This window comes from Amycolatopsis orientalis DSM 40040 = KCTC 9412 (genome assembly GCF_000478275.1).
Lineage (GTDB): Bacteria > Actinomycetota > Actinomycetes > Mycobacteriales > Pseudonocardiaceae > Amycolatopsis > Amycolatopsis orientalis.
In genome coordinates, this window is sequence record NZ_ASJB01000064.1 from 337023 (window position 1) to 358535 (window position 21513).

Below are 21513 nucleotides of genomic sequence, written 5' to 3' on the forward strand. Positions count from 1 at the left end.
GGAAAGGACCTTTCCTCGCAGAATTTGCGAGGAAAGGTCCTTTCCTGGCGTCGGCGGCGGGCTACAGCACCTTCCGGATGCTGGGCACCACGGCCGCGAGTCCGGCGGCGTTCGGGTGCAGGGGCGCGAAGCTGTTGTTCACCACCGACGGGATGAGCCCTTCGATCCACTTGACGCCGATCGGCTGGCAGGCGTCGTGCCCGATGCTCGGCGTCCGGATGTCGACGTAGCTCGCGCCGTGCGCCGCGGACTGTTCGGCCATGCGCGCGTTGAGCCGGTCGATGTTGGCCTGGATGTAGTCGGCGTCCTGCGGCAGTACCGGCACGAGCGGCCAGCAGCCGCCGCCCTTGATCCCGGTCGGGTAGCCGACCATGACGATCTTCGCTTGCGGGGCACGCTGGCGGATCTGCTCGATGACCGTCCCGTAGGTGGCGGCGAAGGCGTCGATCCTGGTCGCGTACTTGTCCACCCCGCCCGCGGTGTTGGCCGCCTTGCACGACGTCCCCACCGGAAGCAGGTTCACACACGACGTCGCGAGCCCGACCAGCCCGACATCGTTGCCGCCGATGCCCACGGTCACCAGGGTGGTGTCGGCGGACAGCGCGTCGTACTGCGGCGGGTTGGTGCCGGAGATGATGCCTTTCTGCGGATTGCTGAAATGCGATGTGGTCGCGGCACCACAGGTGACGTCGCGCAGTTCGTCGACCTCGATCTCCCTCGCCAGCAGGCCCGCGTAGTTGATCGCGGACCGGGCGCAGGTGAGCAGATCGGACTGCGGCAGGACCACGGAACCGGCCGAGAACGAGTCACCCATCGCGACGTACACCTGGCGCTCGGCCGCGATGGCCGGTGTCCCGAATCCGGCGAGGGTGAGTGCGGTGCCCGCCACCGCGGCGATACGAACGAGTCTTCCCCAGCGAGAACGTGTCACTGCCGCCTCCTGCATGCGTCGTCGAATGCCGCCGACAGCGTCCGCCGGGGAGCGGGTGAACCACTAGAACGGAGGCGCGCGTACTTGATCGGAGTTTTGTAGGTTTCCTCTATGACCACGCCGTCCGCGCAGCCGTGGCGCCGGCTGGACGCCTCGGTGCTCACCCGGCTGGAACCGGACACCGCCGCGATCGCGTCCGCCGCGCTGGACCAGGTCCGCGCCGGGCTGCGGACCCCGCTGGACCACCGGACGGCGGCGAACCTGCAAACCACCCTCGACGTCGCGCTGTCGGCCTTCTTCAGCGAGATCGGCCACCCCGACGTCACCACCGACCGCGAGGTCTACCGCGCGCAGGGCCGGGCCCAGCACACCGCGGGCCGCAGCCTGGAGGAGATGCTCGGCTTCTACCAGTCGGCCGCGCTGGGAGTATGGCGGCAGCTCACCTCGGCGGCACCGGCCGTGGACCTCCCCACCCAGGCGATCGTGGAACTCGGCGAGGCGCTCTTCGCGTTCATCGCGGAACTCTCGGCCGCGGCCGCCGACGGATACGCCGAAGCGCGGTCACAGGCGGCGCGGGCCGGGCAAGCACGGCGCGACCGGCTCCTCGGTCTCCTGCTCACCGAACCGGCGGCCGCCCGCGACGTGCTCGACGACGCCGCGAGCCAGGCCGCGTGGGTACCGCCTGACCGGCTCGTCATCGCCGTCACCAGCGCCGACGTCGCGCCGCGGTTGCTGGACCGGATGCCGGGCCGGGTGCTGATCGGCCGCCACGACGACCTCACGGCCGTGGTCATGCCCGCCGACCGGCTGGAGTGGTACCTCGGCCGGTTGCGGGATCTGCTCGGTCGGGACCAAGCCGGGGTCGGCCCGGTGGTCCCGTTGCGTTCGGCCGCACTCGGCGCCCGCCGGGCGAGCGCGCTGTGGCGGCTCACCCGCACCGGCGCACTCGGTGAAAGCGCCCTCGTCCACACCACCGACCACCGCATCGACCTGCTGCTGACCGCCGACCCGGAACTCGCCGCCGAGTTCGCGAAGGACGTCCTCGCCCCGCTGGCGGGCCTGCCCGAACCGGCGAGACAACGGCTGACCGCGACACTGGCGGCCTGGCTCGCGCGGCCAGACCAGCCGCAGGCGATCGGTGTCGAACTGCATGTCCACGTCCAGACCGTCCGGTACCGGATCCGGCAGCTGCGGACGCTCTTCGGCGGCACGATCGACGACCCGGCGGGCCGCTTCGCACTCGCCACCGCGCTGCGGATCGATCCGCATGTCTCGTCGCTGGTATCGAGGGAACCTACAAAAGGCTCAGCGCGGGACGTCCATGCGCTGCGTCCCGACGACCGATAGAAGCCGCAGCGCGTTCTCCGACGGGGTGCCGGGGTCGGCGGTGTAGATGACGACCTGCTGATCCCGGTCGCTGATGGCGAGGACGTCGCAGTTGACGCTGATCGGGCCGACCACCGGATGCCGGAACGTCTTGCACAGGGTGGGCTCGGCGCAGACGTCGTGCGCGGCCCACAGCCGGGCGAACTCCTCGCTGCCGTCGAGAAGTTCCCGGATCAGTCCGGTGACCTCGGGATCGTCGGGGTAGCGGCCGGCCGTGGCCCGCAGATTCCGGACCGCGCTCGCGGAGAACTCGTCGGCGTCCGACACCCCGTACAGTCGACCGCCTTCCGGTCGCGGCCCGAGGAACGCGCGGCGGACGAGGTTGCGGTCGCGGCGTGGGAGTGCGGAGAAGTCCTCCATCAGTGCCGCGGCGAGGTCGTTCCACGCGAGCACCTCGTAGGTCGCCGACAGCACGATCGCCGCGGCCTGTGGAAGGCGCCGCAGAAGGGCGAGGATGCTCGGCCGGACCTCCCGGGACGGGCCGGGCGGAGGTCCCGGCGGAGCACCGGCGAGATGGTGCAGGTGGTCGCGTTCCACGTCCGACAACCGCAGTGCCCTGGTCAGCCCGGCCAGTACCTCCCGGGAGGGCCGGGGACCGCGTGCCTGCTCCAGCCGCGTGTAGTACTCGGTCGAGATGAACGCCAGCTGCGCCACCTCCTCGCGGCGCAGTCCCGGGGTGCGGCGGCGTGGCCCGGCGGGCAGGCCCACGTCGGCGGGGGCGATCCGCTCGCGACGGCTGCGCAGGAAATCCGCCAGTTGTCCTCTGTCCACCCCTCCAGTGTGCGCGACGGGCCCGGGCTATCCAGGTACCGCCGGTGCCTGGATAGCGTCACCGGACGGGCGGACTCTCGGTGGCATGACCAACACAACGACTGTTTCGGGCCTGCTGGACGGCAAGGTCGCCTTCGTCACCGGCGCCGGCCGCGGTATCGGTGCCGCCGCCGCGCGGCTGTTCGCCGAGGAGGGTGCCCGGGTCGTCCTCGCCGCCCGGACCGAGGCCCAGCTCAAGGCCGTGGCCGAGGAGATCCGCGCGGCGGGCGGCGTCGCGGACCACGTGGTGTGCGACCTGGGGGACGCGGCGAGCGTGCGCGCGGCCGTCGGCCGGGCCGTGGACCTGCACGGCAGGCTCGACGTCGCGTTCAACAACGGGGCGACGAACGTGCCGCCCGGCCCGCTGGACCGGGTGACCGAGGCCGACTTCGACCGCATCTACGCGGTGAACCTCAAGGGCCCGTGGCTGGCGATGGTCGCCGAGATCGAGGCGATCAGGGCCACCGCGGGCACCGGGGCCATCGTCAACAACACCAGTGTCGGCAGCCTGATGGCCAATCCCGAACTCCCCGCGTACGGCGCGATGAAACGAGGCGTCAACAGCCTCACCGCGTCGGCCGCCGCCACCTATGGGCCGGAAGGGATCCGGATCAACGCCGTCGCCCCCGGGACGACGATGACGGAGATGTTCAGCGAATGGGTCGCGAGCTCACCGGGGATCCTGGAGCGGCTCAACGCCCAGACGCCGCTCGGGCGCGTGGCCGAACCCGAGGAGGTCGCGCAGGCCGCCGCGTGGCTGCTGAGCGACCGAGCCTCCTACGTCACCGGCACCGTCCTGCGGGTGGACGGCGGGATGCTGTCCTGAGCGGTGGATCGTAGGGAACCGGTGTCCGCCCGCCGACGTCAGAACGCGACCGCTGACCGAGGAGGAGCCGATGCCGTTCCTTGATCCCGAACCGCTCTACGCCAAGCTCACCTCGGGTGACGCGGCGGGCATCGCCGAAGTCGGCACCACCATCGCCGACGCCAAGGCGTCGTTGCGGACCGTCGCGGACGGGATCTCCGACGGCGCCTTGCGGGCGGCGCGGTCATGGCGCGGTACAGCGGCCGCGGAATTCGTCGGTAAGGCGAAAGAGTCTTCGCGAACCGTCGCCGAGGTGTACACCCAGCTCGACACCGCCGAGGCGGCGATTAAGGGCGCCGCGAAGGCGTACTCCGCGCTGCGGACGTCGGCCGACACCGCCATCGGCCCCTGGCGCGAGCTCGGCTTGACCGATCTCCTCGAAGCGCCGGAGATCGCGATGAAGACCATCCGGGCGCTGACCGTCGCCCAGCAGACCTACGAAAGCAGGCTCACCGCGCTGGCGGCCACCACCGACGGCGGCGGAAGCGAGGGCTGGGACAGCGACGGCAACGCCGACATCAGCGGCGTCGATCCAGGGCAGCCGTGGACGTCGCAGGGCCTTGCCTACGACGGCAAGAACCTGCTCGTCGGCTCGTACCACGACGGCGACGGTGACGGATCGGGCGACAGCCCCATCGGCCCCGACCTGACGCCAAGCAGGCTGACCTACGTCGACTACGAGACCGGAGTGGAATCGGGAAACGTCTACCTCAACGGCAACGACGAGGTCGGCGCGCCCACGCACACCGGCGGTGTCGCGACGGACGGCAAGCACGTCTGGGTGTCGTCCAACGGATACGTGTACGTCTACGACAAGGCCGAACTCGACGCCGCGCGGGACAGCGGCAAACCGGTCGACGCCGTGGACGTGGTCGACACGCCCGCCCACAGCTACGTCACCTACGCGCAAGGCAAGCTCTTCGTGGGCGACTACACCAACAACCGGCTCTACGAGGTCCCCGTCGGCCCGGATGGTTCGCCCCAGCCGGACAAAGCCGGAGAACCGATCGAGACACCGAACAACGTCCAGGGTGTCGTGGTCCGCGACGACGAGTTCATCTTCTCCTCCTCCGACGGGCACAGCGGCAAGTTCTACCGGCAGGACCGGACGCCGGAGTGGTTCGACTTCAACGATCGCGAAGAGATCGAGCTGAAGGGCGGCGAGCCGGGCAACGACGACGGCTACGACTCGCACGGCGTCGAGGAAGCCGTCGAGATCGACGGGGAGATCGTGCTGGCACACGAATCCGGCGCCTACGGGTACCAGAAGAACCCGGGTTCGAAGTGGGACGAACCTGAGCTGACCAGGATCTCCTTGGAAGAGCTCGGCCTCGACCTGGACGGTGCGCTCTCCTCCGGCGACGCCGGATACGAAACGGACCCCGATTCGCTGGTCGGCGCCGCGGGTGTCCTGGACGAGGCGACGTCGACGTTGAGCGGCGCGGCGGGCGCGATGTCGCGGCTGCAACTGGTGGCGCATCTGCTGGGCGAGGTTCCCGCCGCCACCGCGTTCAGCGACACGCTGACCAAGCACCTCAGCGCCGCCGGGGATCGGCTCACGGCGAGTGTGGACACGGTCGGTGGCATCGCCGACAGCCTGGTGACCGGCGCGGACACGTATCGGCGCGTCGAGGACGGGATCCGCGAGGGGCTGGACAAGCTCGGCGAAGCCCTCCCCTGAACCGGCGGCTCTTCAGCCTGCGGGTGTGCCGATCCTGTCGTGTTCGAGCGCGGTCAGGAGTTGCCGCAGCGCCTGCGCGGCGGCGCCTAGCCGCGCTGGGTCGAGGGCCGTCTGGATGAGCGCGCCGATGGCCGCGAGCGTCTCGTCCGCTTCGTGGACAAGACGCTCGCCGGTGTCGGTGAGTTCCAGTAGCGAGGAGCGGCGGTCGGCGGGATCGGGAACGCGCCTGAACAGGCCGCGTCCTTCGAGGCGGTCCATTCCCTTGCTGGTCGCTCCGACCCCGATGACGAAGAAGGCCGTGAGGTCCCCGACTCGTGCGTCCGGATGGTCGCGCAGGTAGCGCAGGAACTCGTACTGCGAGGCCGCGATCCCGTGGCCTCGGCGCATCCGGTCGTTGAGCGCGTTGTACAGGCGGGTCTCGCACCGCACCAGTCGTTGAAGAACGTGGCCGTCGTCGCATCAGCGCCTTATATGCCTGGGCATACGCCCGCGACGCCGACGTCGACGTCATCCTGGACATCACGGCCGGCGTGCCACACGTCTTCCAGTCCTTCATCGGCCTGCTCGACGAATCCGGCCAGGCCCTCGACCGCGCCGCCCTTTTTCTCGCCCAGCACCTCGGCAATTCTTGTCCCTTTTGCCTGTTTACGCGATACGCGTATCCGGTTTCGCGTCAGTCAAACGCGAAACTGCAAGCAGGGCGATGCACCGTGATAATGCCCCTTATGACTGAGCATCCCGAGTGGAGGGCTCGCGGACTTGATCGGCCGGCTATCGCGGGCGGGTCGAACTAGGCGGCGACGCGCCCGGAAAGGAGGGGCGACTGCCGGAGGAAACACACCAGGCTGCCCCTGTTAGGGGCTCAGCGGCGATCTGAGAGCCTTTCGCCTGGCCAGGGCCCCTTTTTCTGGGGCCGGTCGCGTGCATCTGAGGCCCGAAAAACTAGGCACCCTCATTACAATGCAGATCTGTACCGTATTGTAATGAGGGTGAGTGCTGACAATCGTGTCGCCGGCCGACCGCGGAGCAGGGAAGCCGATGCCGCGATCCTGGACGCCGCGCTGGAGTTGCTGATCGAGCGCGGCGCGGAGGCGACCAGCATCGAGCAGGTCGCCCGGCGGGCCGGGGTCACCCGGGCCACCGTCTACCGGCGGTTCCCGGACAAGACCCGGCTCCTGATCGCCACGGTCGAGGCCGCCTACGGCAATCCACCGCCGAGCCCGGAGATCCACGACGTCGAGCAGTTGCTGGCGGGGTGGGCCCACGTCCTCGCCGATCCGCGGCAACGTCGTCTTCTGCGCCGTCTCTACGGGGCGATTGAGGACAACCCGGAACTCGCCCGCGCCTACCAGGACCAGTTCGGCCGGCATCGTGACCGAGCGCGCCGGGATGTGCTCGAGCGGGCGCGGGATCGCGGGCAGCTTCCGGCCGACAGCGACCCGGACATCCTGCTGGACGTGCTCACCGGCGCGGTCTGGCAACACCTGGCCGTCCGGCCGGACACCGGTACGGCAGGCGAGGTCGAACAGTTCCTGCGGGCCGTGTTCCACCAGCTCGGCTACCGCCCCGAAAACCACTGATTCGCGCACCCGAAGGAGCACCGTGTCGACAGCCACCGTCGAAGCACAGAAGCGCACCCGGGCCTTCGCCCGGGTCATCGGCCCCTATGTCGCGACCTTCACCACCGTTTACGCGATCCGGCTGCCCGACGGCCTGGACATCGTCAACGACCTGTTCGCCCAGCCCGTTCTGGTGTTGCTGCTGGGTGCCCTCATGCTCGGCGCGGGGCTGGTCATCATCGGTGGACACCGGAGCTGGCGCGGGCCGCTCGCGGTCACCGTGTCACTGTTCGGCTGGTTCGTCGCCGTGCGGGGATTCCTCCTCATCGTCATACCCGCGACCATCGAGTCGGGCGCCCAGGCCACCATGCTCTCACCGACCGGAGTCCTCCTCGGCCGGGTTTTCTTCGGCGCGCTGGCCGTGATGGGCCTGCTGCTCACCTACGCCGGGTGGTTCACCAAGCCTGCCGCTTCCCAGCCCGGCTGACCCGGTCAGACGGCCTCGAGGACGAAGAACAGGAAGCTCAGGAAAGCCGTCTTGCCCGCGAGTTCGTCGGGGAATCGCTCGCGGGCGCCCGGTGCGGGGTACGGCTCGCTGACGACGGCCGTCCGGAAGCCGGCGGTGGTGAAGGCGTCGGTCATCGCGTGCAGCGGCCGGTGCCAGTAGGTGAGCACGGCCTTCTGGCCGCTGAAGGTGTACTCGTCGGACCACTTGACGGTGGCGAAATAGTCGGCTTCGGGATAGAGCAGCTTGAAGATGATCGGGTGGTTCACGGCCATGATCAGCCGTCCGCCGGGCTTCAGTACCCGTCGTATCTCGGCTAGCGGAGCGGACCAGTCCTCCAGGTAGTGGAGCACCAGGGCGGCGATGACGTCGTCGAACGCGCCGTCGGGATACGGGAGGGGTTCGGTCACGTCGGCGACTCGCAGATCCGCGTCGGGGCCGAGCCGTTTCCGGGCCAGCTCCACCATTTTGGCGCTGGCGTCGAAACCGGTCATGAGAGCGCCGCGGTCGCGCAGTGCCTCGAACAGCGGGCCCGCTCCGCAGCCGGCGTCGAGGATCCGACGGCCGGACACCTCCCCTGCCAGGTCCAGGATCGCCGGTCGCGTGTAGTAGGCGTTGACGAGGCTGGTCTCGTTCTCGGCCGCATACGCCTCGGCGAAGGTGTCGTAGTCGTTTTCGACGATAGAAGGCATACGCCCCAATATGGCATGCGGAAACCCGTTGGCGGACAACGACGGCGACCGCTAGTGTCCCGGTTGCCGTGCGAGAGACCGAGGAGGTGGTACCCGTGAACGCAGTATCGACATGGGTGCTCCCCTCTGGGGTCACGGTCGGGCGATAGGTCGTCCGGGAGCGCCGTTCTGAGCACTCCCGAAAGGCACGACCATGCGTTTCGTTTCCGAACAGCGCTTCGACGACGATGTCCTCGAACGCGAATTCACCCTCGGCGGGAACCCCGGCATCCTGTGGACGCCCGCGTCCGGGCCCGCACCCGCCCCGCTGATCCTGATGGGACATCCCGGCGGGGTGCGCCAGATGTACCCACGTCTGGTGGCCCGGGCCCGGCTCGTCGCCGCGGCGGGTTACGCCGCGGCCACCATCGAACTTCCCGGCAGCGGTGACCGGCCCCGGATCGCCGCCGTCGACGAGGCCCGCGTCGATCTGCGCCGCGCGCTGGAGGCCGGGGAGCCGGTCTCCGACGAGATCGTCGTCCGGCTCGTCCTCCCCCTGGTCGAAAAGGCGGTCCCGGAATGGCAGGCCACTCTCGACGCCCTCCTCGAGCTGCCCGAGATCGGTGGCCCGGTCGGGTACTCGGGAGGGGTGATCGCCATCGGGACCCGGCTGGCGGCGATCGAGCCGCGGATTTCGGCCGCGGTTCTCTTCGCGGGAAGTTATGTGCCCCGTTGCCTGTTCGAAGAGGCGCGGCGGGTCACCATCCCGCTGCATGTCCTGCTTCAGTGGGATGACGAGGGAAACGATCGGCAGCTGGCCTTGGATCTGTTCGACGCCTTCGGCTCGAAGGAGAAGACGCTGCACGCCAACATGGGCGGGCACACCGGTGTCCCGCATTTCGCGGGTGAGGCGGCGGGCCGGTTCTTCGACCGGCACCTGAGGTAAGGCAAAGGGCGTCGGGAGGCGTCCTGAAGGACCCCTTTGCGACGTTCACCGTCTCAAAGGGGTCCTTCAGGACGATCGAACGGCCCGTCCCGGGCACGGCTGCCGGGAACTCCGTCTTCACGACGTCGTCGTGCGCGCCATCCGACGGCGGGGATGACGGCCAGCGCGAGGACGCCGCCGAGGAGGGCGAGCGAGGGGTAGCCGATGCCGACCACGACGAACCCGGACGACATGCCGCCCGCCGCGCCGCCGATCGCGACACCGACGTCGGCCATCCCCTGTGTCTTCGCGCGGGTGGCGACGGGTGCGGCGTCGGTGATGATCGCGGTGCCGCTGACCATGCCGAGGTTCCAGCCCAGTCCGAGGAGGACGAGCGCGAGGGCCAGGAGCACCACCGAGTCGCCCGGGGCGGCCGCGGCGAGGACGGCGGCGACGGCCAGGGTGATCCCGGCGGCGGCGGCGATCTCGCGGCGGCCGTAGCGGTCGACGAGCAGCCCGGACAGCGGGGAGGGCAGGAACATCGCGCCGACGTGGAGGGCGATGACCAGGCCGGCGGCGCCGGTGCCGTGTCCGTGCCCGAGCAAATGGATCGGGGTCATGGTCATGATCGCGATCATCGTGATCTGGGCCAGGACCATCACCAGGATCCCTTGTGGCACACCGGGTCCGTCGCCCGTGTCCTGGAGGGTGCCGGATGCCTGCCCGTCCGGTGGGAGGGTGCGGGAGAGCAGGAACGGGTCGGGGCGCAGCCAGCCGAGGAGGACCACGGCGGCCAGGGCGTAGGCCACTCCGGAGACGAGGAAGAGCCCGGTGAGCGGTGGGAGTCCCAGCGCGGCCGCGAGGACACCGGTCGGGGCGGCGAGGGTCGCTCCCGCCACCCCGCCGAGGGTGGTGGCGACCAGGACGGTGGACACCGCGCGTGCCCGGCGGGCCGGGGCGGCGAGATCGGCCCCGGCGTAGCGGGCCTGGAGGTTGGCCGCCGCGCCCGCGCCGTAGAGGAGGAGCGCGACGACCATGAGGACCGGGTTCTGCAGGACCGCGCCGGCGATGATCCCCGCGCTGCCCGCGGCTCCCGCGAGGTAGCCGCCCGCGAGTCCGGGGCGGCGGCCCCGTGACTGCGACAGGCGGCCGACGCCGACGGCGGCGATCGCGGTTCCGGCGGTGAGCAGGCCGCTGGGCAGGCCGGCCAGCGCGGTGGAGCCGAGCATGTCCTGGAACAGCAGGGCGCCGACGGTGACTCCCGCCGAGAGGCCGACGCCGCTGAGCACCTGCGAGACGGTCAAGACGGTCAGTGTGCGTTTCTGTGTCCGCGGAAGTGAGTCCGTGGTGACCGGCTCGGTCAGGTGCCGGGACATCAGCCGAGCCGGAGGCGGTCGGCGAGGCCCGCCGCGGTGAACGCGGCCACGACGTCGTCGCGGCTTTCGGTGAAGTGGTCCCAGCTGTCGACGTGGACGGGGACCACGGTGCGGGCGCCGAGGATCTTCGCCGCTTCCGCGGCCAGGGCGCTGTCGAGGACGAGCAGTGCGCCGTCGAAGACCCCCTTCAGCCGCGGGGCCCCGGCGAAGAGGACGGCGGTGTCGACCGGGCCGAACCGTTCGGCGACCTGCCGGACCACGTCGAGGGAGGCGTTGTCGCCGCTGACGTAGACGGTCGGCAGGTCCTGGGCGGTCAGTACGAAACCGACGACTTCGCCGGTGACCTTGTCCGCGCCTTCGGGGCCGTGTTGCGCGGGCGCGCCGGTGACGGTGACGACTCCCCCGTCCGGGCGGGTCAGGTCGACCGACTCCCACGGCGCGAGTCCCTTCGCGGTGCCGCCGAGCCGGCCCGCGCCGCTGGGGGTGGTGAGGGTCAGCGGTACGTCGGCCAGCAGTTCCCGGCCGGAGTGGTCGAGGTTGTCGGGGTGCTCGTCGTGTGACAGCAGGACCGCGTCGACGGGGCCGAGGTCGGCGCGCTTCGTCGAGGGCGGGGCGGTCTTGGTCAGGCCGGGCCTGCCACCGGGCCTGGGGTAGTGGCCGGGCTCGTCGAAGGTCGGGTCGGTCAGGAACCGCAGGCCGCCGTACTCGATCAGCGCCGTCGGCCCGCCGAAGACCTGGACGGAGAGCTGGTCGCTGATCGGGTTCACGCCTACTGCCATGGTCCACCTCACGGATAGGTATTGTTCTTTCCGTGAGCAACGCTAGCCGGTTCTCACGGATTCCCGCAACCAATTCCGTGAGACTTTCTCATGGTTGAATCCGCTGACTACCATGAGGACGTGGACGACTACGCCGGGACCGACCTCCTGCCCCCCGCGCCGGGGGCGGAGCAGTACGTCGCGCTCGCGTTCGCCAACACCGCGATCGCGTTGCCCGGCGGGCAGTTCGTCGACCAGGTCGGCACCCCCGACAGCGCGACACGCTGGCTCGTCGAGCACGGTTTCGCCCCGCCCGGCACCGGGTTGCGGGAGATGTGCGCGGCGCAGATCCGGTCACTGCGCGAGCAGGTGCGGGTCCTGCTCGCTTCGCGGTCGTGCGCGGAGCCTCCCCCGCAGAGCGCCCTCAACGCCGTCAACGACGCGCTGAGCAAGGCGCCCACCGCCGCGCTCCTGCGCTGGGACCCGGCACAGGGGCTGTGCCGCACCGCGCCGCATCCGATCACCCAGATCGTGGAACACGCTCTGGCCGCCCTCGCGGCCAACGCCGCCGATCTGCTCACCGGTCCGGACGCCGACCGGCTGGCCGCCTGCGGATCCGCGCCGTGCAACCGGTTCTTCCTGCGCAACGGCCGCCGCCAGTGGTGCTCGGTCCGCTGTGGCGACCGGGCCCGTGCCGCCCGGGCCTACGCCCGGCGCACCCAGCACGAACCGGTCGGCTGAGCGGGGCCTACTGAGCCCGGTCGAGCGGGCGCCGGACCGGGGTTCCGTAGTCGCCGGGCGGCAACGCGGGACGGTGGTAGTGGTGCCAGAGACCGAGGGCCGTGGTCCCCAGCGCGAGCACGGCGTAGGCGATCAGCCAGCCGGTGAACCCGGCGGGAGTGCTGTCACCGGTCGCCACGTCGAACAGGACGATCGCCCCGTACAGACCGGGCACCGCGGCCTGGCAGTCCAGGACCCGCAGTTCGGTGTCGACAGCCACCGAGGCGGTGTCCTCGGCGTGGATCGGCCGCCGCAACGTGACCACGAGGATCACCGCGCAGCAGAGGGCGGGCCAGCAGAGCGCGCCCAGCCAGGTCCAGGCGTACACCTTCGCCGAGGTGGTGAAGTGGATGGCCGCCGCGAGCACGGCGGCGCCGCCGAAGGTGATCGCGAGCGAGGCGATGTACCAGCCACCGAGGATCTTCCGCGCCGCCGGGCGCCCGGAGCGGCGGTCCATGACCGGCAGCGGGCCCAGCGCGCGCTCACGGTGCAGGTACGACGCCCAGAGCGCGGTCTGCAGACTGGCGCAGATGAAGTAGAGGCTGACACCGGCGGCTGCCCCTTCGCCGCGAGCCACCAGGAACTCGTAGGCGCCGGCCAGCACGGTGCTCACCACCACCGCTCCGACCAGCCACCACAGCCTGCCGGGCACCGTCCGGCTCAGCCGGGGGCCGACCCGGATGGCGAGCGGCCTCGAGGGCTCCCCGACCTCGATTCCGCGTCTGGCCAGCCACTTCCTGGTCACCGCGATCTCTTCCCGCCTGAGTTCGCCGGGCCATCCCTGATGTGCCTGCACCGCGGTCCCCTTCGCTCGCTACCGGATGCACGCCCGGCACCGCGCGATGGTTGCCTCAGCGATACGACGCGAATCGCTCCAGTAGCGGCTTCGGGGAGTCCTCGGCGAAACAGAGTTCGAGGCTTTCCGCGGACTCGGCCGCCGAAGCCTCGCCACGGGGGAACAACTCCTTCTCGTACGCGCGGAGAGCGGCCTCGACGTCGCCGGGGTGGGCGATGAGGGCCCGACCGAGTTCGGCGCCGTCGAACATCGCGAGGTTGGCGCCCTCCCCGGCGAACGGCGACATCAGATGGGCGGCATCGCCGAGGAGGGTGACGCCGGGGACACGGTCCCAGCGGTGGCCGACCGGCAGCGCGTGGATCGGCCGGGCGACGAGGTCGCCGTCCGCGTCGGTGATCAGTGCCCGCAGGCTCGCGTCCCAGCCGTCGAAGTGCGCCAGCACGGCGGCTTTCGCTCCGGCGGTGTCGCTGAAGTCGATCCCGCGAATCCAGTCCTCCGCAGTCCTCAGCGCGATGTAGACGTGCAGGCTGCCGGTGGAGTCGTGGTGGGCCAGGAAGCCTTTGCCAGCACCGAGTGCGAAGAACATGCCGCCGCCGACGAGTGCCGCGCTCGCGGGGTGACGGGTCGCGGCGTCGTGGAGGTGGACCTCGACGAAGGAGATGCCCTCGTAGGCCGGTTCGGCGGTGGAGACCAGGGGCCGGATCCTGGACCACGCGCCGTCGGCGCCGATCAGCAGGTCTGTGGTGAACACCGTGCCGTCGGCCAGAGTGACCTCGTGTTTCCCGCCGCCGAGCGGATGGGCGGCGGTGACCTTGGCGCCCCAGCGCACGGTGTCGCCGGGCAGGGAGCCGAGCAGGAGGTCGCGCAGGTCGCCGCGGGCGACTTCGGGGCGTCCGCCGTCGCCGTCGTCGGTCTCGTCGAGGTGGACGGCGGCGTGCCGGTCCAGGATGCGCAGGGCCTCACCGCCGGGATGGACGAGTGTGCGGAACCGGTCGTGGAGACCGGCCGCGCGGAGGGCTTCCTGGCCGGTGTCCTCGTGGATGTCGAGCATCCCGCCCTGCGTTCTGGCCGACGGTGACGCGTCCAGGTCGAAGACCGCGGTTTGGACGCCGTTGACGTGCAGGACGCGGGCGAGGGTGAGCCCGCCCAGGCCGGCGCCGACGATCGCGATGGGGTGGTGTGTGGTCATGCCGGGTTCCTTCCGGGTGGTACGGCGGTGTCGGCTATCCCGGTGATGAGCACCTGGAAGCCCCAGGACATCCGCTGTGCGGGTTGTCCGGTGAGCAGGTCGCCCGCGTGGGCGGCGATCTGCGGATGGGTGGCGGCGTCGGCTTCGCGGACGGCGCGGGCGAGTGCGTCCCATTCCCCCGGGAACTCCTCGCCGGCGTGCTCGGCCGCGATCGCCGTCGCGTGCTGCAGGAGGATGTCGATGCCCCAGGCGCGCCGCTCGGGAGGCACGTCGCCCTCGGCGAGCAGGCTCAGCAGGGTCTCGACCAGCCGGAGGTAGTTCTCGCCGCTCGGGCGGGCCACCAGGGCGGACAGCGCGAGACCGGGGTATTCGAGCAGCATCGCCGTGTACGCGGTCAGCAGCCGTTCGAGCCGCTCACGCCATCCACCCCGCGACGGCGGCGGGGCGATCGTGCCCAGGAGTTCGTCCAGGATCGCCGCGTGCAGCTCGGCGGTATTGCGGACGTAGACGTAGAGCGAGGCCGCGCCGGTGTCGAGTTCCTGCGCCAGGCGGCGCATCGTGACCTTCCGCAAGCCCTCCTCGCGCAGGATCCCGACAGCGGCGGCGACGATGCCGTCGCGGGTCAACGCGGGCTTGGCCGGTCGCTCCCGGCGGCTCTTCTCCAGTGCCATGACCACAGCCTAACGAACATGTTCGTTTCGAACAAGTTCGTGACGAACATGTTCGTCACAGGTCACAGTGTGTTCTTCGATCTCTGGGTCGGAGGGGGTGTGTCCACAACGGACGGATATGACAAAGGCAGAGAGATCGACTCTCCCTGCCACTTCCAACGTATACCGCACCCCGGGGCTTGCGGCAAGACCCCGGTCGTCCCGGACAATCACCCGCCGTAAGCACGAGCTCGACAAACGGGGGAACTTTGATCGACGTGATCATCGCCGGTGGCGGCCCGACCGGCATGATGCTGGGCGCCGAACTACGACTGCACGGCGTCGGGGTGGTCGTCCTGGAAAAGGACGCGGAACAGAGCAAGGTCGTCCGCTCGATGGGCCTGCACGCGCGCAGTATCGAGGTGATGGACCAGCGGGGCCTGCTGGAGCGCTTCCTCGAACACGGGACGAAGCACCCGCTCGGATCCTTCGCCGGCATCAGGAAACCGCCGCCCGCGGTGGACAGCGCCCACGCGTACCTTCTCGCCATCCCCCAGACCATCACCGACCGCCTGCTGATCGACCACGCCGCCGAAGTCGGCGTGGACATCCGGCGCGGCCGCGAAGTGACCGGGGTGAGCCAGGACGAGGACGGGGTGGACGTCGAACTGGCCGACGGCACAAGGCTGCGGTCGCGGTATCTCGTCGGCTGCGACGGCGGCCGCAGCACGGTGCGCAAACTCCTCGGCGTCGACTTCCCCGGAGAGCCCACCACGGTCGAGACACTGCTGGGCGAGATGGAACTGACCGAGGACTGGGACACGGTGCTCGCCGTGATGACCGAGGTCCGCAAGACGCAGCTGCGGTTCGGTGTCTCCCCGATCGGCGACGGACTGTACCGGGTCGGGGTGCCCGCCGACGGCGTCAGTGACAACCCCCAGGTCCCGCCGACCTTCGACGAGATCAAGAAGCAGCTCAAGGCCGTCGCCGGGACCGACTTCGGCGTGCACTCGCCGCGCTGGCTCTCCCGCTTCGGCGACGCCACCCGGCTGGCCGAGCACTACCGCGTCGGACGCGCGTTCCTCGCCGGCGACGCCGCGCACATCCACCCGCCCGTCGGTGGGCAGGGCCTCAACCTCGGCGTCCAGGACGCCTTCAACCTCGGCTGGAAACTGGCCGCCGCGATCGACGGCTGGGCACCGGAAGGCCTCCTGGACACCTACGAGACCGAACGACGTCCGGTGGCCGCGGCCGTACTGGACAACACCCGCGCCCAGATGCACCTGATGTCCCTCGAACCGGGCGCCCAGGCGGTCCGGCGGCTGCTGTCGGAACTGATGGACATCGACGAGGTGAGCCGGTACCTGACCGAGAAGACCACCGCGACCGCGATCCGCTACGACTTCGGCGACGGGCACGACCTGCTCGGCCGCCGGATGCGGGATCTGGAACTGAAGCAGGGGCACCTCTACGGGCTCATGCGCGGTGGCCGCGGGCTGCTGCTCGACCAGACCGGGCGGCTTTCGGTGCGGGAGTGGGGCGACCGGGTCGACCACGTCGTCGATGTCAGCGAGGAACTCGACGTGCCCGCGGTCCTGTTGAGGCCGGACGGTCACGTGGCGTGGACCGGCGAAGACCAGCAGGAGCTGTCCGCGGCGCTGCGCCGGTGGTTCGGAGAGGGCGAAGGGCTCTAGTGCGGCGGGACCGGACGCTATTGGCTGGGGGCGTCCGAAACCGCTGCCACGACAGGAGTTGATGACGATGACCGGACGGGTCGTGCACTTCGAGATCCCGTTCGAAGACGGCGAGCGCGCGCGAGGCTTCTACCGGGAGGTCTTCGGCTGGAAGGCCGACGCGATGCCCGGGATGGACTACACGATGGTCTCCTCCGGCCCGACCGGCGACGCCGGATTGCCCTCGGAACCGGGCTTCATCAACGGCGGGATGCTGGCGAAGGACCTCGGCCCCGCCGAGGGGCCGGTGATCGTGCTCGACGTCGGCAGTATCGATGACACGCTCGCGGTCATCGAGAAGCAGGGCGGTTCGACCCTCGTCGGGCGGACCGCGGTCGGCGAGATGGGCTTCTCCGCCTACTTCCGGGACACCGAAGGCAACGTCATGGGCCTGTGGGAGACCGCGGGCCAGGGCTGAGTCCCGCAGGGTCCGTGACCGGCGTGGTCACGGACCCTGCGGTCCCCGGTAGCGCAGCGTCTGGTTGTAGACGATGTTGGTGTTCGTGCTCCCGAACAGCGCCAGTTCGTTGACGATCTCCTCCAGCCGCCCCATCGACGGCGCCGCGACCTTCAGCGCATAGCAGTCGTCACCGGTGGTGCGGAGGCATTCGAGGATCTCCGTCCGCTCGGCCAGCAGCTTGTGCAGCGGGGCGTGCTTGCTGCCGGGGTACTTCAGCCGCACCACCGCGAGCACCACGTACCCGGCCTTCTCGAGGTCGACGTCCGCGCGGTAGCCGGTGATCACCCCGGCCGACTCCAGCCGCTTGACCCGTTCCGTCGTCGCCGACGCGCTCAGGCTGACCCGTTTCCCCAGCTCGGTCAGCGGGAGACGGCCGTCCTTCTGGAGTTCCACGAGGATGGCCCAGTCCGTCGCGTCGAGAGTCTCGGTCATCCGGCCAGATTACCGGCAGATCCACGGCGCAAGCCGCGATACGCCGGGAAAGATCTCTTCCCGGCCGGTGACCGGCGCCGATAGCCTTGCCCGGTGCGAATAGGCGTCAACGTCCCGAACTTCGGCCCGGGGACCGACCCGGGAACCCTCCGCGGCTGGGCCACCACGGTCGAAGGCCTCGGCTACGACCTGCTCATGGTGTCCGACCACGTCGCGATCACCCCCGACGTCGCCGAGCAGTACCCGGCGCCGTTCTACGAACCGTTCACGACACTGTCCTGGCTCGCCGGGGTGACGACCAGGATCCGGCTCGGGACCACCGTGCTCATCGTCCCGTACCGGCATCCGCTGCTGATCGCGCGGATGGCCGCGAACCTCAACCAGCTCAGCGGCGGACGGCTCGTGCTCGGCGTCGCGTCCGGATGGGCCCGCCAGGAGTTCGCGGCGCTCGACGTCCCGTTCGAGAAGCGGGGACGGCTGACCGACGACCACCTCGACGCCGTCCGGGACGCCTGGGCGAACGACACCGACTACCGCGCGGGCGACATCCCGATCTGGGTCGGCGGCAACAGCGACGCCGGGATCCGCCGCGCCGTCCGGGTCGGCGACGCCTGGCATCCGCTGCGGGCCACCCTCCCCTGGCTCACCGAGGCGCTCACCAGGGTCAAGACCATCGCCGACGGCCAGGGCCGACCCGTCCCCGCGTTCACCCCGCGGATCCTGCTGAACATCACCGACCGGCCGGTCACCGGCCCGGACCGGCCTGCCGGGGAAGGCACGATCGAGCAGATCGTCGACGACCTCGACCGGCTCCGCCACCTCGGCGCCGAGACGGTCGTACTCGATCCGTTCTCCGGCGACCCCGAAGAGACCCGGCGACCGGAAGCCGCCTGGCAGGCACTGGCGACCGTCGCCGCACACTGGGAACTGGGCCACTACCGGTCCGAAAAGGAGCGATCATGACCGAAGAGGACGAGAAGTTCCTCCGCCGCGCCATCGAACTGGCCGCGAAGTCCCGCGCCGACGGCGACCCGCCCTTCGGGTCGCTGCTCGTCGGGCCAGACGGCACGGTACTGGCCGAAGAGCACAACACCACGGTGTCCCAATCGGACATCAGCCTGCACCCGGAACTGAAACTCGCCGTCTGGGCCGCGCGCGAACTGGAACCCGCCGTCGCGGCCGCGACGACGATGTACACCAGCTGCCAGCCGTGCGGAATGTGCCAGGGCGCCATCGAACGCTCCAGCCTGGGACGCGTCGTGTTCGCCCTGTCCGGCGAGCAGGTCACCGCGCTCAAACCGCCGTCCACCGCACCGGCCGTCCGCCTTGAAGGCCCGGCGCTGTTCGACGAGGCCCGGGTGCCGGTGGCGGGCTACTACACCTGATCCTGGACGAATCGGAATTCGGGTGGGGCCAGAATCGGCCCCATCACCGGATTCTCTTTCCGCAGCTCGATTTTCGCGGCCGGCAATTCGCTCCAGCACTCCAGGACCCGCGCGGTCGCCTGGTTCACGAAACGCGAACCGACACAAGCGGCCGCCCCGAAACCATAGGGAAGATAGACCGCTTTATACCCCTCGGGCGGATTTTCCCAGCGCGACGGCAGGTACTCGTCCGCGTCATTCCACACCCTCGGATCACGATGCAGGAGGAAAGTGCACAGATAAAGCCGCTCGCCCGGTGTCAGCGCCACCCCGCCGACCTCGACCGGGGTGGTGACTTTCCGGGACATCAGCCAGGCCGTCGGCCACAGCCGCAACGCCTCACGCACCCGGTCCTCCACCGGATCACACGGCTCTCCCCTGGTCAGCGTCGCACCGGCCGGCATCCCGAGCCGCCAGCCGCTGTCGAGCAGCACACACCACGAGATGACCATCGCGGTCGCCCGGCAGATCGCCCCGGTGAGACCATGCAGCATCAGCGCGACGTCGTCCATCGACTCGACCGTGTCGTGGATGGCCTTCTGGAGACCCGTGTCGCCGTCCCGATCCGACGCCCATCGGTGGAGCGCGGCCTCCGCCCGGCTGTGCGCGATGCGACGGCGAAGCGCGAGAACGGCGGATTTGTCCCGGTCACGCCGATTCGAGAACGCCAGCGCGCGGTTCAGCGCCTTGCGAGCCGACGGGGTGAGGTCGGGCAGCAGCCGTTCACCGAACAACCGCAGGTACAGACCCGAGACCGCCGTGGGCCAGACCTCGCCGCCCATCGTGGCCGCCAGCTCCTCCGCGATCCGCTCCTTCGGCAACGACCGCAGCACGGTGTCCAGTTCCCGTGCGATGGCCGCGTTCACCGGACGGCTCTTCGGCGAACCCGGGATCCAGTCCGAGGCGGCCCCCAGTGTGGCCGCGCGAGCCTCGAAAGGCTCCGTCGTACTCGCGAGAACCGTACGGACGATCTCCGCGTCGGACACCAGGTACCGACCTGGTTCGAACAGCACCACCGGCGGTTTCCCGGCCCGGTCCCACGTCAGGAGATGACGCAGGGGATCGGCCATCAAGCCACCCGGGACGCCGTCGACGACTGTGTGCATGACTTCCCCCAGAAAAAGACGGTTGCGGCGGCGATCAGAGACCGCCGCCGCAACCGCAAAACACTCAGGCTCAGTAATCCATGTAGTAGATCAACCAGCCCGACTCCTTGCTGCGCATACTACGCAGCATCGAACGCGTGAAGAAACGAACGGCCTTCATTGAGCTTCCCCCAATCCCCAGTAGTCATCAACGTGACGAGCAGAAAATATGGGGCGGCTTACGATCCTGTCAATAGCGGAAAGAAGACCAGGTTCGGACTGCCCGACTTCACCTTCGCGACCCGGTGAGTTGCGTTAGGATGATCACGATGTCCGCCGAACTCGTGCCCACCGCGCCGGAAGCACCGGCCACCCGGCTACCGGAGACCAGGGCCGAAAACCGGCGGCAGGTCCTCGCCGAAGCCGTCGCGCTGCTGCCCGCCCTCCCCCCGGCCGATCCCCTCGACCGGTACGCGATCCGGCACATCACCGCACTCTGGCTCGAGACCGACAAGACCGACCACACCCGCCGCGCCTACTACGCCGACCTCTCCGCCTGGCTCGGCTGGTGCGCCCGCACCGGACTCGACCCGCTGACCGCCCGCCGCGCCGACGTCGACGCCTGGAAGAACACCCTCACCGTCACCGGCCGTGACGGCCTCCCCCGGCCCGCGGCCGACTCCACCGTCGCCCGCACCCTCGCCGGCATCTCCAGTTGGTACCGGTACCTGCAGTCCAACGACGTCGCCGACCGCAACCCGGTCTCCGCGGTCAACCGGCCCAAGACCGGCAAGACCCCACCGCTACCGGCACTCGGTGGCGAGGCGACGGCGAAACTGCTCAACCACATGGAGAACCGGGCCCGCGCCAACGACACCGAACCGTCCTGGCGCGACGCCGCCGTCGTCGCGATCCTGTTCTACACCGGACTGCGCGTCTCCGGCCTGACCACCGCCACCGTGCGCGACCTCGACACCGACGCCGGGCACACGATCCTGCGCTACACCGCCAAAGGCGGCCACCGCGACTTCGTCCCGCTCGTCCCGGCCGCCCAGCATCCACTGCGCCGCTACCTCGACCTGCGCGCCGCCCGCACCGGCGTCCGCCCCGACGAACTCACCGGCCCGCTGCTCGCGACCATGCCCCACCCCTACGACAGCACCAAACCCGGCGGGAAACCGTTGGCACAGCGCGATGTCTGGTTCCTTCTGCGGGCACAGGCCCGCGCCGCCGGACTCGCCGAAGCCGGCACCATCTCCCCGCACACCGCGCGGCGGACCACCGGAACCCTGCTGCTGGCCAACGACGTCCCGGTCCAGAAGGTCCAGGACCTGCTGGGCCACGCGGACATCCGCACCACCCGCGACCGGTACGACGCCCACCGGCACAAGCTGGAGACCTCTCCCGTGCACGCGCTCGCGCAACTGCTCGCCGACGCGCGTCACCGTCAGAGCTGAGCCCGCCCCAGCCGGGACCTCGTCGCCCCGATCACCACAC

The 21513-nt window shown here is 70.1% G+C and carries 24 protein-coding genes; 12 read left to right on the forward strand and 12 right to left on the reverse strand.

Annotated features, from left to right (window positions below; genetic code table 11):
• Positions 1-61 precede the first annotated feature (61 nt).
• Positions 62-931, reverse strand: a complete 870-nt coding sequence (locus L324_RS23205) for an SGNH/GDSL hydrolase family protein (protein WP_235783620.1) — start codon at positions 929-931, stop codon at positions 62-64.
• A gap of 111 nt (positions 932-1042) precedes the next feature.
• Here L324_RS23205 and L324_RS23210 point away from each other — a divergent pair, with 111 nt between their 5' ends.
• Positions 1043-2278, forward strand: a complete 1236-nt coding sequence (locus L324_RS23210) for a PucR family transcriptional regulator (protein WP_037312246.1) — start codon at positions 1043-1045, stop codon at positions 2276-2278.
• Here the strand turns inward: L324_RS23210 and L324_RS23215 are convergent.
• Positions 2237-3088 (reverse strand): helix-turn-helix transcriptional regulator, encoded by an 852-nt coding sequence (locus L324_RS23215; protein WP_037312249.1) that lies wholly within the window; start codon positions 3086-3088, stop codon positions 2237-2239. The genes L324_RS23210 and L324_RS23215 overlap by 42 nt on opposite strands.
• 85 nt (positions 3089-3173) lie before the next feature.
• Between L324_RS23215 and L324_RS23220 the strand changes: the two genes are divergently transcribed.
• Positions 3174-3953 (forward strand): SDR family NAD(P)-dependent oxidoreductase, encoded by a 780-nt coding sequence (locus L324_RS23220; RefSeq protein ID WP_037312251.1) that lies wholly within the window; start codon positions 3174-3176, stop codon positions 3951-3953.
• A 70-nt stretch (positions 3954-4023) separates the two neighbouring features.
• Entirely contained in the window at positions 4024-5673 is a 1650-nt protein-coding gene (locus tag L324_RS23225) for a WXG100 family type VII secretion target (protein ID WP_037312253.1), read from the forward strand.
• Between the two features lie 12 nt (positions 5674-5685).
• On the opposite strand, the gene L324_RS23230 is transcribed toward L324_RS23225, so the two are convergent.
• A complete protein-coding gene (locus L324_RS23230; protein ID WP_235783621.1) occupies positions 5686-6102 on the reverse strand; it encodes a MarR family winged helix-turn-helix transcriptional regulator in 417 nt (138 codons plus the stop codon).
• Positions 6103-6140: 38 nt separating this feature from the next.
• Complete coding sequence (locus L324_RS42850) at positions 6141-6290, reverse strand: hypothetical protein (RefSeq protein ID WP_161780878.1); 150 nt, start codon at positions 6288-6290, stop codon at positions 6141-6143.
• Between the two features lie 372 nt (positions 6291-6662).
• On the opposite strand from L324_RS42850, the gene L324_RS23235 reads away from it, so the two are divergent.
• Both L324_RS23235 and L324_RS23240 read left to right on the forward strand, forming a co-directional pair.
• Positions 6663-7253, forward strand: coding sequence for a TetR/AcrR family transcriptional regulator (locus L324_RS23235; protein WP_161780879.1), 591 nt, complete (start codon positions 6663-6665; stop codon positions 7251-7253).
• Between the two features lie 22 nt (positions 7254-7275).
• On the forward strand, positions 7276-7719 hold the full coding sequence (locus L324_RS23240; RefSeq protein WP_037312258.1) for a hypothetical protein: 444 nt from the start codon (positions 7276-7278) through the stop codon (positions 7717-7719).
• Between the two features lie 5 nt (positions 7720-7724).
• Here the strand turns inward: L324_RS23240 and L324_RS23245 are convergent, their stop codons facing one another.
• A complete protein-coding gene (locus tag L324_RS23245; RefSeq protein WP_037312260.1) occupies positions 7725-8429 on the reverse strand; it encodes a class I SAM-dependent methyltransferase in 705 nt (234 codons plus the stop codon).
• Positions 8430-8622: 193 nt separating this feature from the next.
• Between L324_RS23245 and L324_RS23250 the strand changes: the two genes are divergently transcribed.
• Entirely contained in the window at positions 8623-9354 is a 732-nt protein-coding gene (locus L324_RS23250) for a dienelactone hydrolase family protein (protein WP_037312262.1), read from the forward strand.
• Positions 9355-9407: 53 nt separating this feature from the next.
• On the opposite strand, the gene L324_RS23255 is transcribed toward L324_RS23250, so the two are convergent.
• Both L324_RS23255 and L324_RS23260 read right to left on the reverse strand, forming a co-directional pair.
• Complete coding sequence (locus L324_RS23255; protein ID WP_235783622.1) at positions 9408-10637, reverse strand: MFS transporter; 1230 nt, start codon at positions 10635-10637, stop codon at positions 9408-9410.
• Between the two features lie 71 nt (positions 10638-10708).
• Positions 10709-11488: an MBL fold metallo-hydrolase gene (locus L324_RS23260; RefSeq protein WP_037312264.1), complete on the reverse strand. Its 780-nt coding sequence runs from the start codon at positions 11486-11488 to the stop codon at positions 10709-10711.
• 90 nt (positions 11489-11578) lie between these two features.
• On the opposite strand from L324_RS23260, the gene L324_RS23265 reads away from it, so the two are divergent.
• On the forward strand, positions 11579-12208 hold the full coding sequence (locus tag L324_RS23265; protein ID WP_037312266.1) for a CGNR zinc finger domain-containing protein: 630 nt from the start codon (positions 11579-11581) through the stop codon (positions 12206-12208).
• A 7-nt stretch (positions 12209-12215) separates the two neighbouring features.
• Here L324_RS23265 and L324_RS23270 read toward each other — a convergent pair whose 3' ends face one another.
• The 3 genes from L324_RS23270 to L324_RS23280 are packed head-to-tail and all read right to left on the reverse strand — an operon-like array spanning position 12216 to position 14903.
• Positions 12216-13043 (reverse strand): hypothetical protein, encoded by an 828-nt coding sequence (locus L324_RS23270; protein WP_037312268.1) that lies wholly within the window; start codon positions 13041-13043, stop codon positions 12216-12218.
• A 55-nt stretch (positions 13044-13098) separates the two neighbouring features.
• Positions 13099-14232: an FAD-dependent oxidoreductase gene (locus tag L324_RS23275; RefSeq protein WP_037312271.1), complete on the reverse strand. Its 1134-nt coding sequence runs from the start codon at positions 14230-14232 to the stop codon at positions 13099-13101.
• Entirely contained in the window at positions 14229-14903 is a 675-nt protein-coding gene (locus L324_RS23280) for a TetR/AcrR family transcriptional regulator (RefSeq protein WP_037312274.1), read from the reverse strand. Before L324_RS23280 ends, L324_RS23275 begins: the two co-directional genes overlap by 4 nt.
• Before the next feature lie 248 nt (positions 14904-15151).
• On the opposite strand from L324_RS23280, the gene rox reads away from it, so the two are divergent.
• Both rox and L324_RS23290 read left to right on the forward strand, forming a co-directional pair.
• Positions 15152-16576 carry a rifampin monooxygenase gene (rox, locus tag L324_RS23285; RefSeq protein ID WP_037312277.1) on the forward strand — a complete coding sequence of 475 codons (1425 nt, stop codon included), beginning with the start codon at positions 15152-15154 and terminating at the stop codon, positions 16574-16576.
• Positions 16577-16643: 67 nt separating this feature from the next.
• A complete protein-coding gene (locus tag L324_RS23290) occupies positions 16644-17033 on the forward strand; it encodes a VOC family protein (protein WP_037312635.1) in 390 nt (129 codons plus the stop codon).
• 27 nt (positions 17034-17060) lie between these two features.
• Here the strand turns inward: L324_RS23290 and L324_RS23295 are convergent, their stop codons facing one another.
• On the reverse strand, positions 17061-17507 hold the full coding sequence (locus tag L324_RS23295) for an Lrp/AsnC family transcriptional regulator (RefSeq protein ID WP_037312279.1): 447 nt from the start codon (positions 17505-17507) through the stop codon (positions 17061-17063).
• 93 nt (positions 17508-17600) lie between these two features.
• Here L324_RS23295 and L324_RS23300 point away from each other — a divergent pair, with 93 nt between their 5' ends.
• Together L324_RS23300 and L324_RS23305 are read left to right on the forward strand one after the other, a co-directional pair.
• The gene (locus tag L324_RS23300; protein ID WP_037312282.1) at positions 17601-18470 is read left to right on the forward strand and encodes an LLM class flavin-dependent oxidoreductase; all 870 of its coding nucleotides are present in this window, start codon (positions 17601-17603) and stop codon (positions 18468-18470) included.
• Positions 18467-18892 carry a nucleoside deaminase gene (locus L324_RS23305; RefSeq protein WP_037312284.1) on the forward strand — a complete coding sequence of 142 codons (426 nt, stop codon included), beginning with the start codon at positions 18467-18469 and terminating at the stop codon, positions 18890-18892. The genes L324_RS23300 and L324_RS23305 overlap by 4 nt, the downstream gene beginning before the upstream one ends.
• Here L324_RS23305 and L324_RS41030 read toward each other — a convergent pair.
• Positions 18883-20037, reverse strand: a complete 1155-nt coding sequence (locus L324_RS41030) for a cytochrome P450 (protein ID WP_051174057.1) — start codon at positions 20035-20037, stop codon at positions 18883-18885. The two genes, L324_RS23305 and L324_RS41030, sit on opposite strands and share 10 nt — an antisense overlap.
• A gap of 308 nt (positions 20038-20345) precedes the next feature.
• Between L324_RS41030 and L324_RS23315 the strand changes: the two genes are divergently transcribed.
• Positions 20346-21473, forward strand: coding sequence for a tyrosine-type recombinase/integrase (locus L324_RS23315; RefSeq protein WP_161780880.1), 1128 nt, complete (start codon positions 20346-20348; stop codon positions 21471-21473).
• The last annotated feature ends 40 nt before the right edge of the window (positions 21474-21513 follow it).

What these genes read in the sequence shown, in the direction of transcription:
- L324_RS23210 (WP_037312246.1), top strand. Translation starts at nt 1,043, where the DNA reads ATGACCACGCCGTCCGCGCAGCCGTGGCGCCGGCTGGACGCCTCGGTG.
- L324_RS23220 (WP_037312251.1), top strand. Translation starts at nt 3,174, where the DNA reads ATGACCAACACAACGACTGTTTCGGGCCTGCTGGACGGCAAGGTCGCC.
- L324_RS23225 (WP_037312253.1), top strand. Translation starts at nt 4,024, where the DNA reads ATGCCGTTCCTTGATCCCGAACCGCTCTACGCCAAGCTCACCTCGGGT.
- L324_RS23245 (WP_037312260.1), bottom strand. Translation starts at nt 8,429, where the DNA reads ATGCCTTCTATCGTCGAAAACGACTACGACACCTTCGCCGAGGCGTAT.
- L324_RS23250 (WP_037312262.1), top strand. Translation starts at nt 8,623, where the DNA reads ATGCGTTTCGTTTCCGAACAGCGCTTCGACGACGATGTCCTCGAACGC.
- L324_RS23260 (WP_037312264.1), bottom strand. Translation starts at nt 11,488, where the DNA reads ATGGCAGTAGGCGTGAACCCGATCAGCGACCAGCTCTCCGTCCAGGTC.
- L324_RS23265 (WP_037312266.1), top strand. Translation starts at nt 11,579, where the DNA reads ATGGTTGAATCCGCTGACTACCATGAGGACGTGGACGACTACGCCGGG.
- L324_RS23275 (WP_037312271.1), bottom strand. Translation starts at nt 14,232, where the DNA reads ATGACCACACACCACCCCATCGCGATCGTCGGCGCCGGCCTGGGCGGG.
- L324_RS23280 (WP_037312274.1), bottom strand. Translation starts at nt 14,903, where the DNA reads ATGGCACTGGAGAAGAGCCGCCGGGAGCGACCGGCCAAGCCCGCGTTG.
- L324_RS23290 (WP_037312635.1), top strand. Translation starts at nt 16,644, where the DNA reads ATGACCGGACGGGTCGTGCACTTCGAGATCCCGTTCGAAGACGGCGAG.
- L324_RS23295 (WP_037312279.1), bottom strand. Translation starts at nt 17,507, where the DNA reads ATGACCGAGACTCTCGACGCGACGGACTGGGCCATCCTCGTGGAACTC.
- L324_RS23305 (WP_037312284.1), top strand. Translation starts at nt 18,467, where the DNA reads ATGACCGAAGAGGACGAGAAGTTCCTCCGCCGCGCCATCGAACTGGCC.
- L324_RS41030 (WP_051174057.1), bottom strand. Translation starts at nt 20,037, where the DNA reads ATGCACACAGTCGTCGACGGCGTCCCGGGTGGCTTGATGGCCGATCCC.
- L324_RS23315 (WP_161780880.1), top strand. Translation starts at nt 20,346, where the DNA reads ATGTCCGCCGAACTCGTGCCCACCGCGCCGGAAGCACCGGCCACCCGG.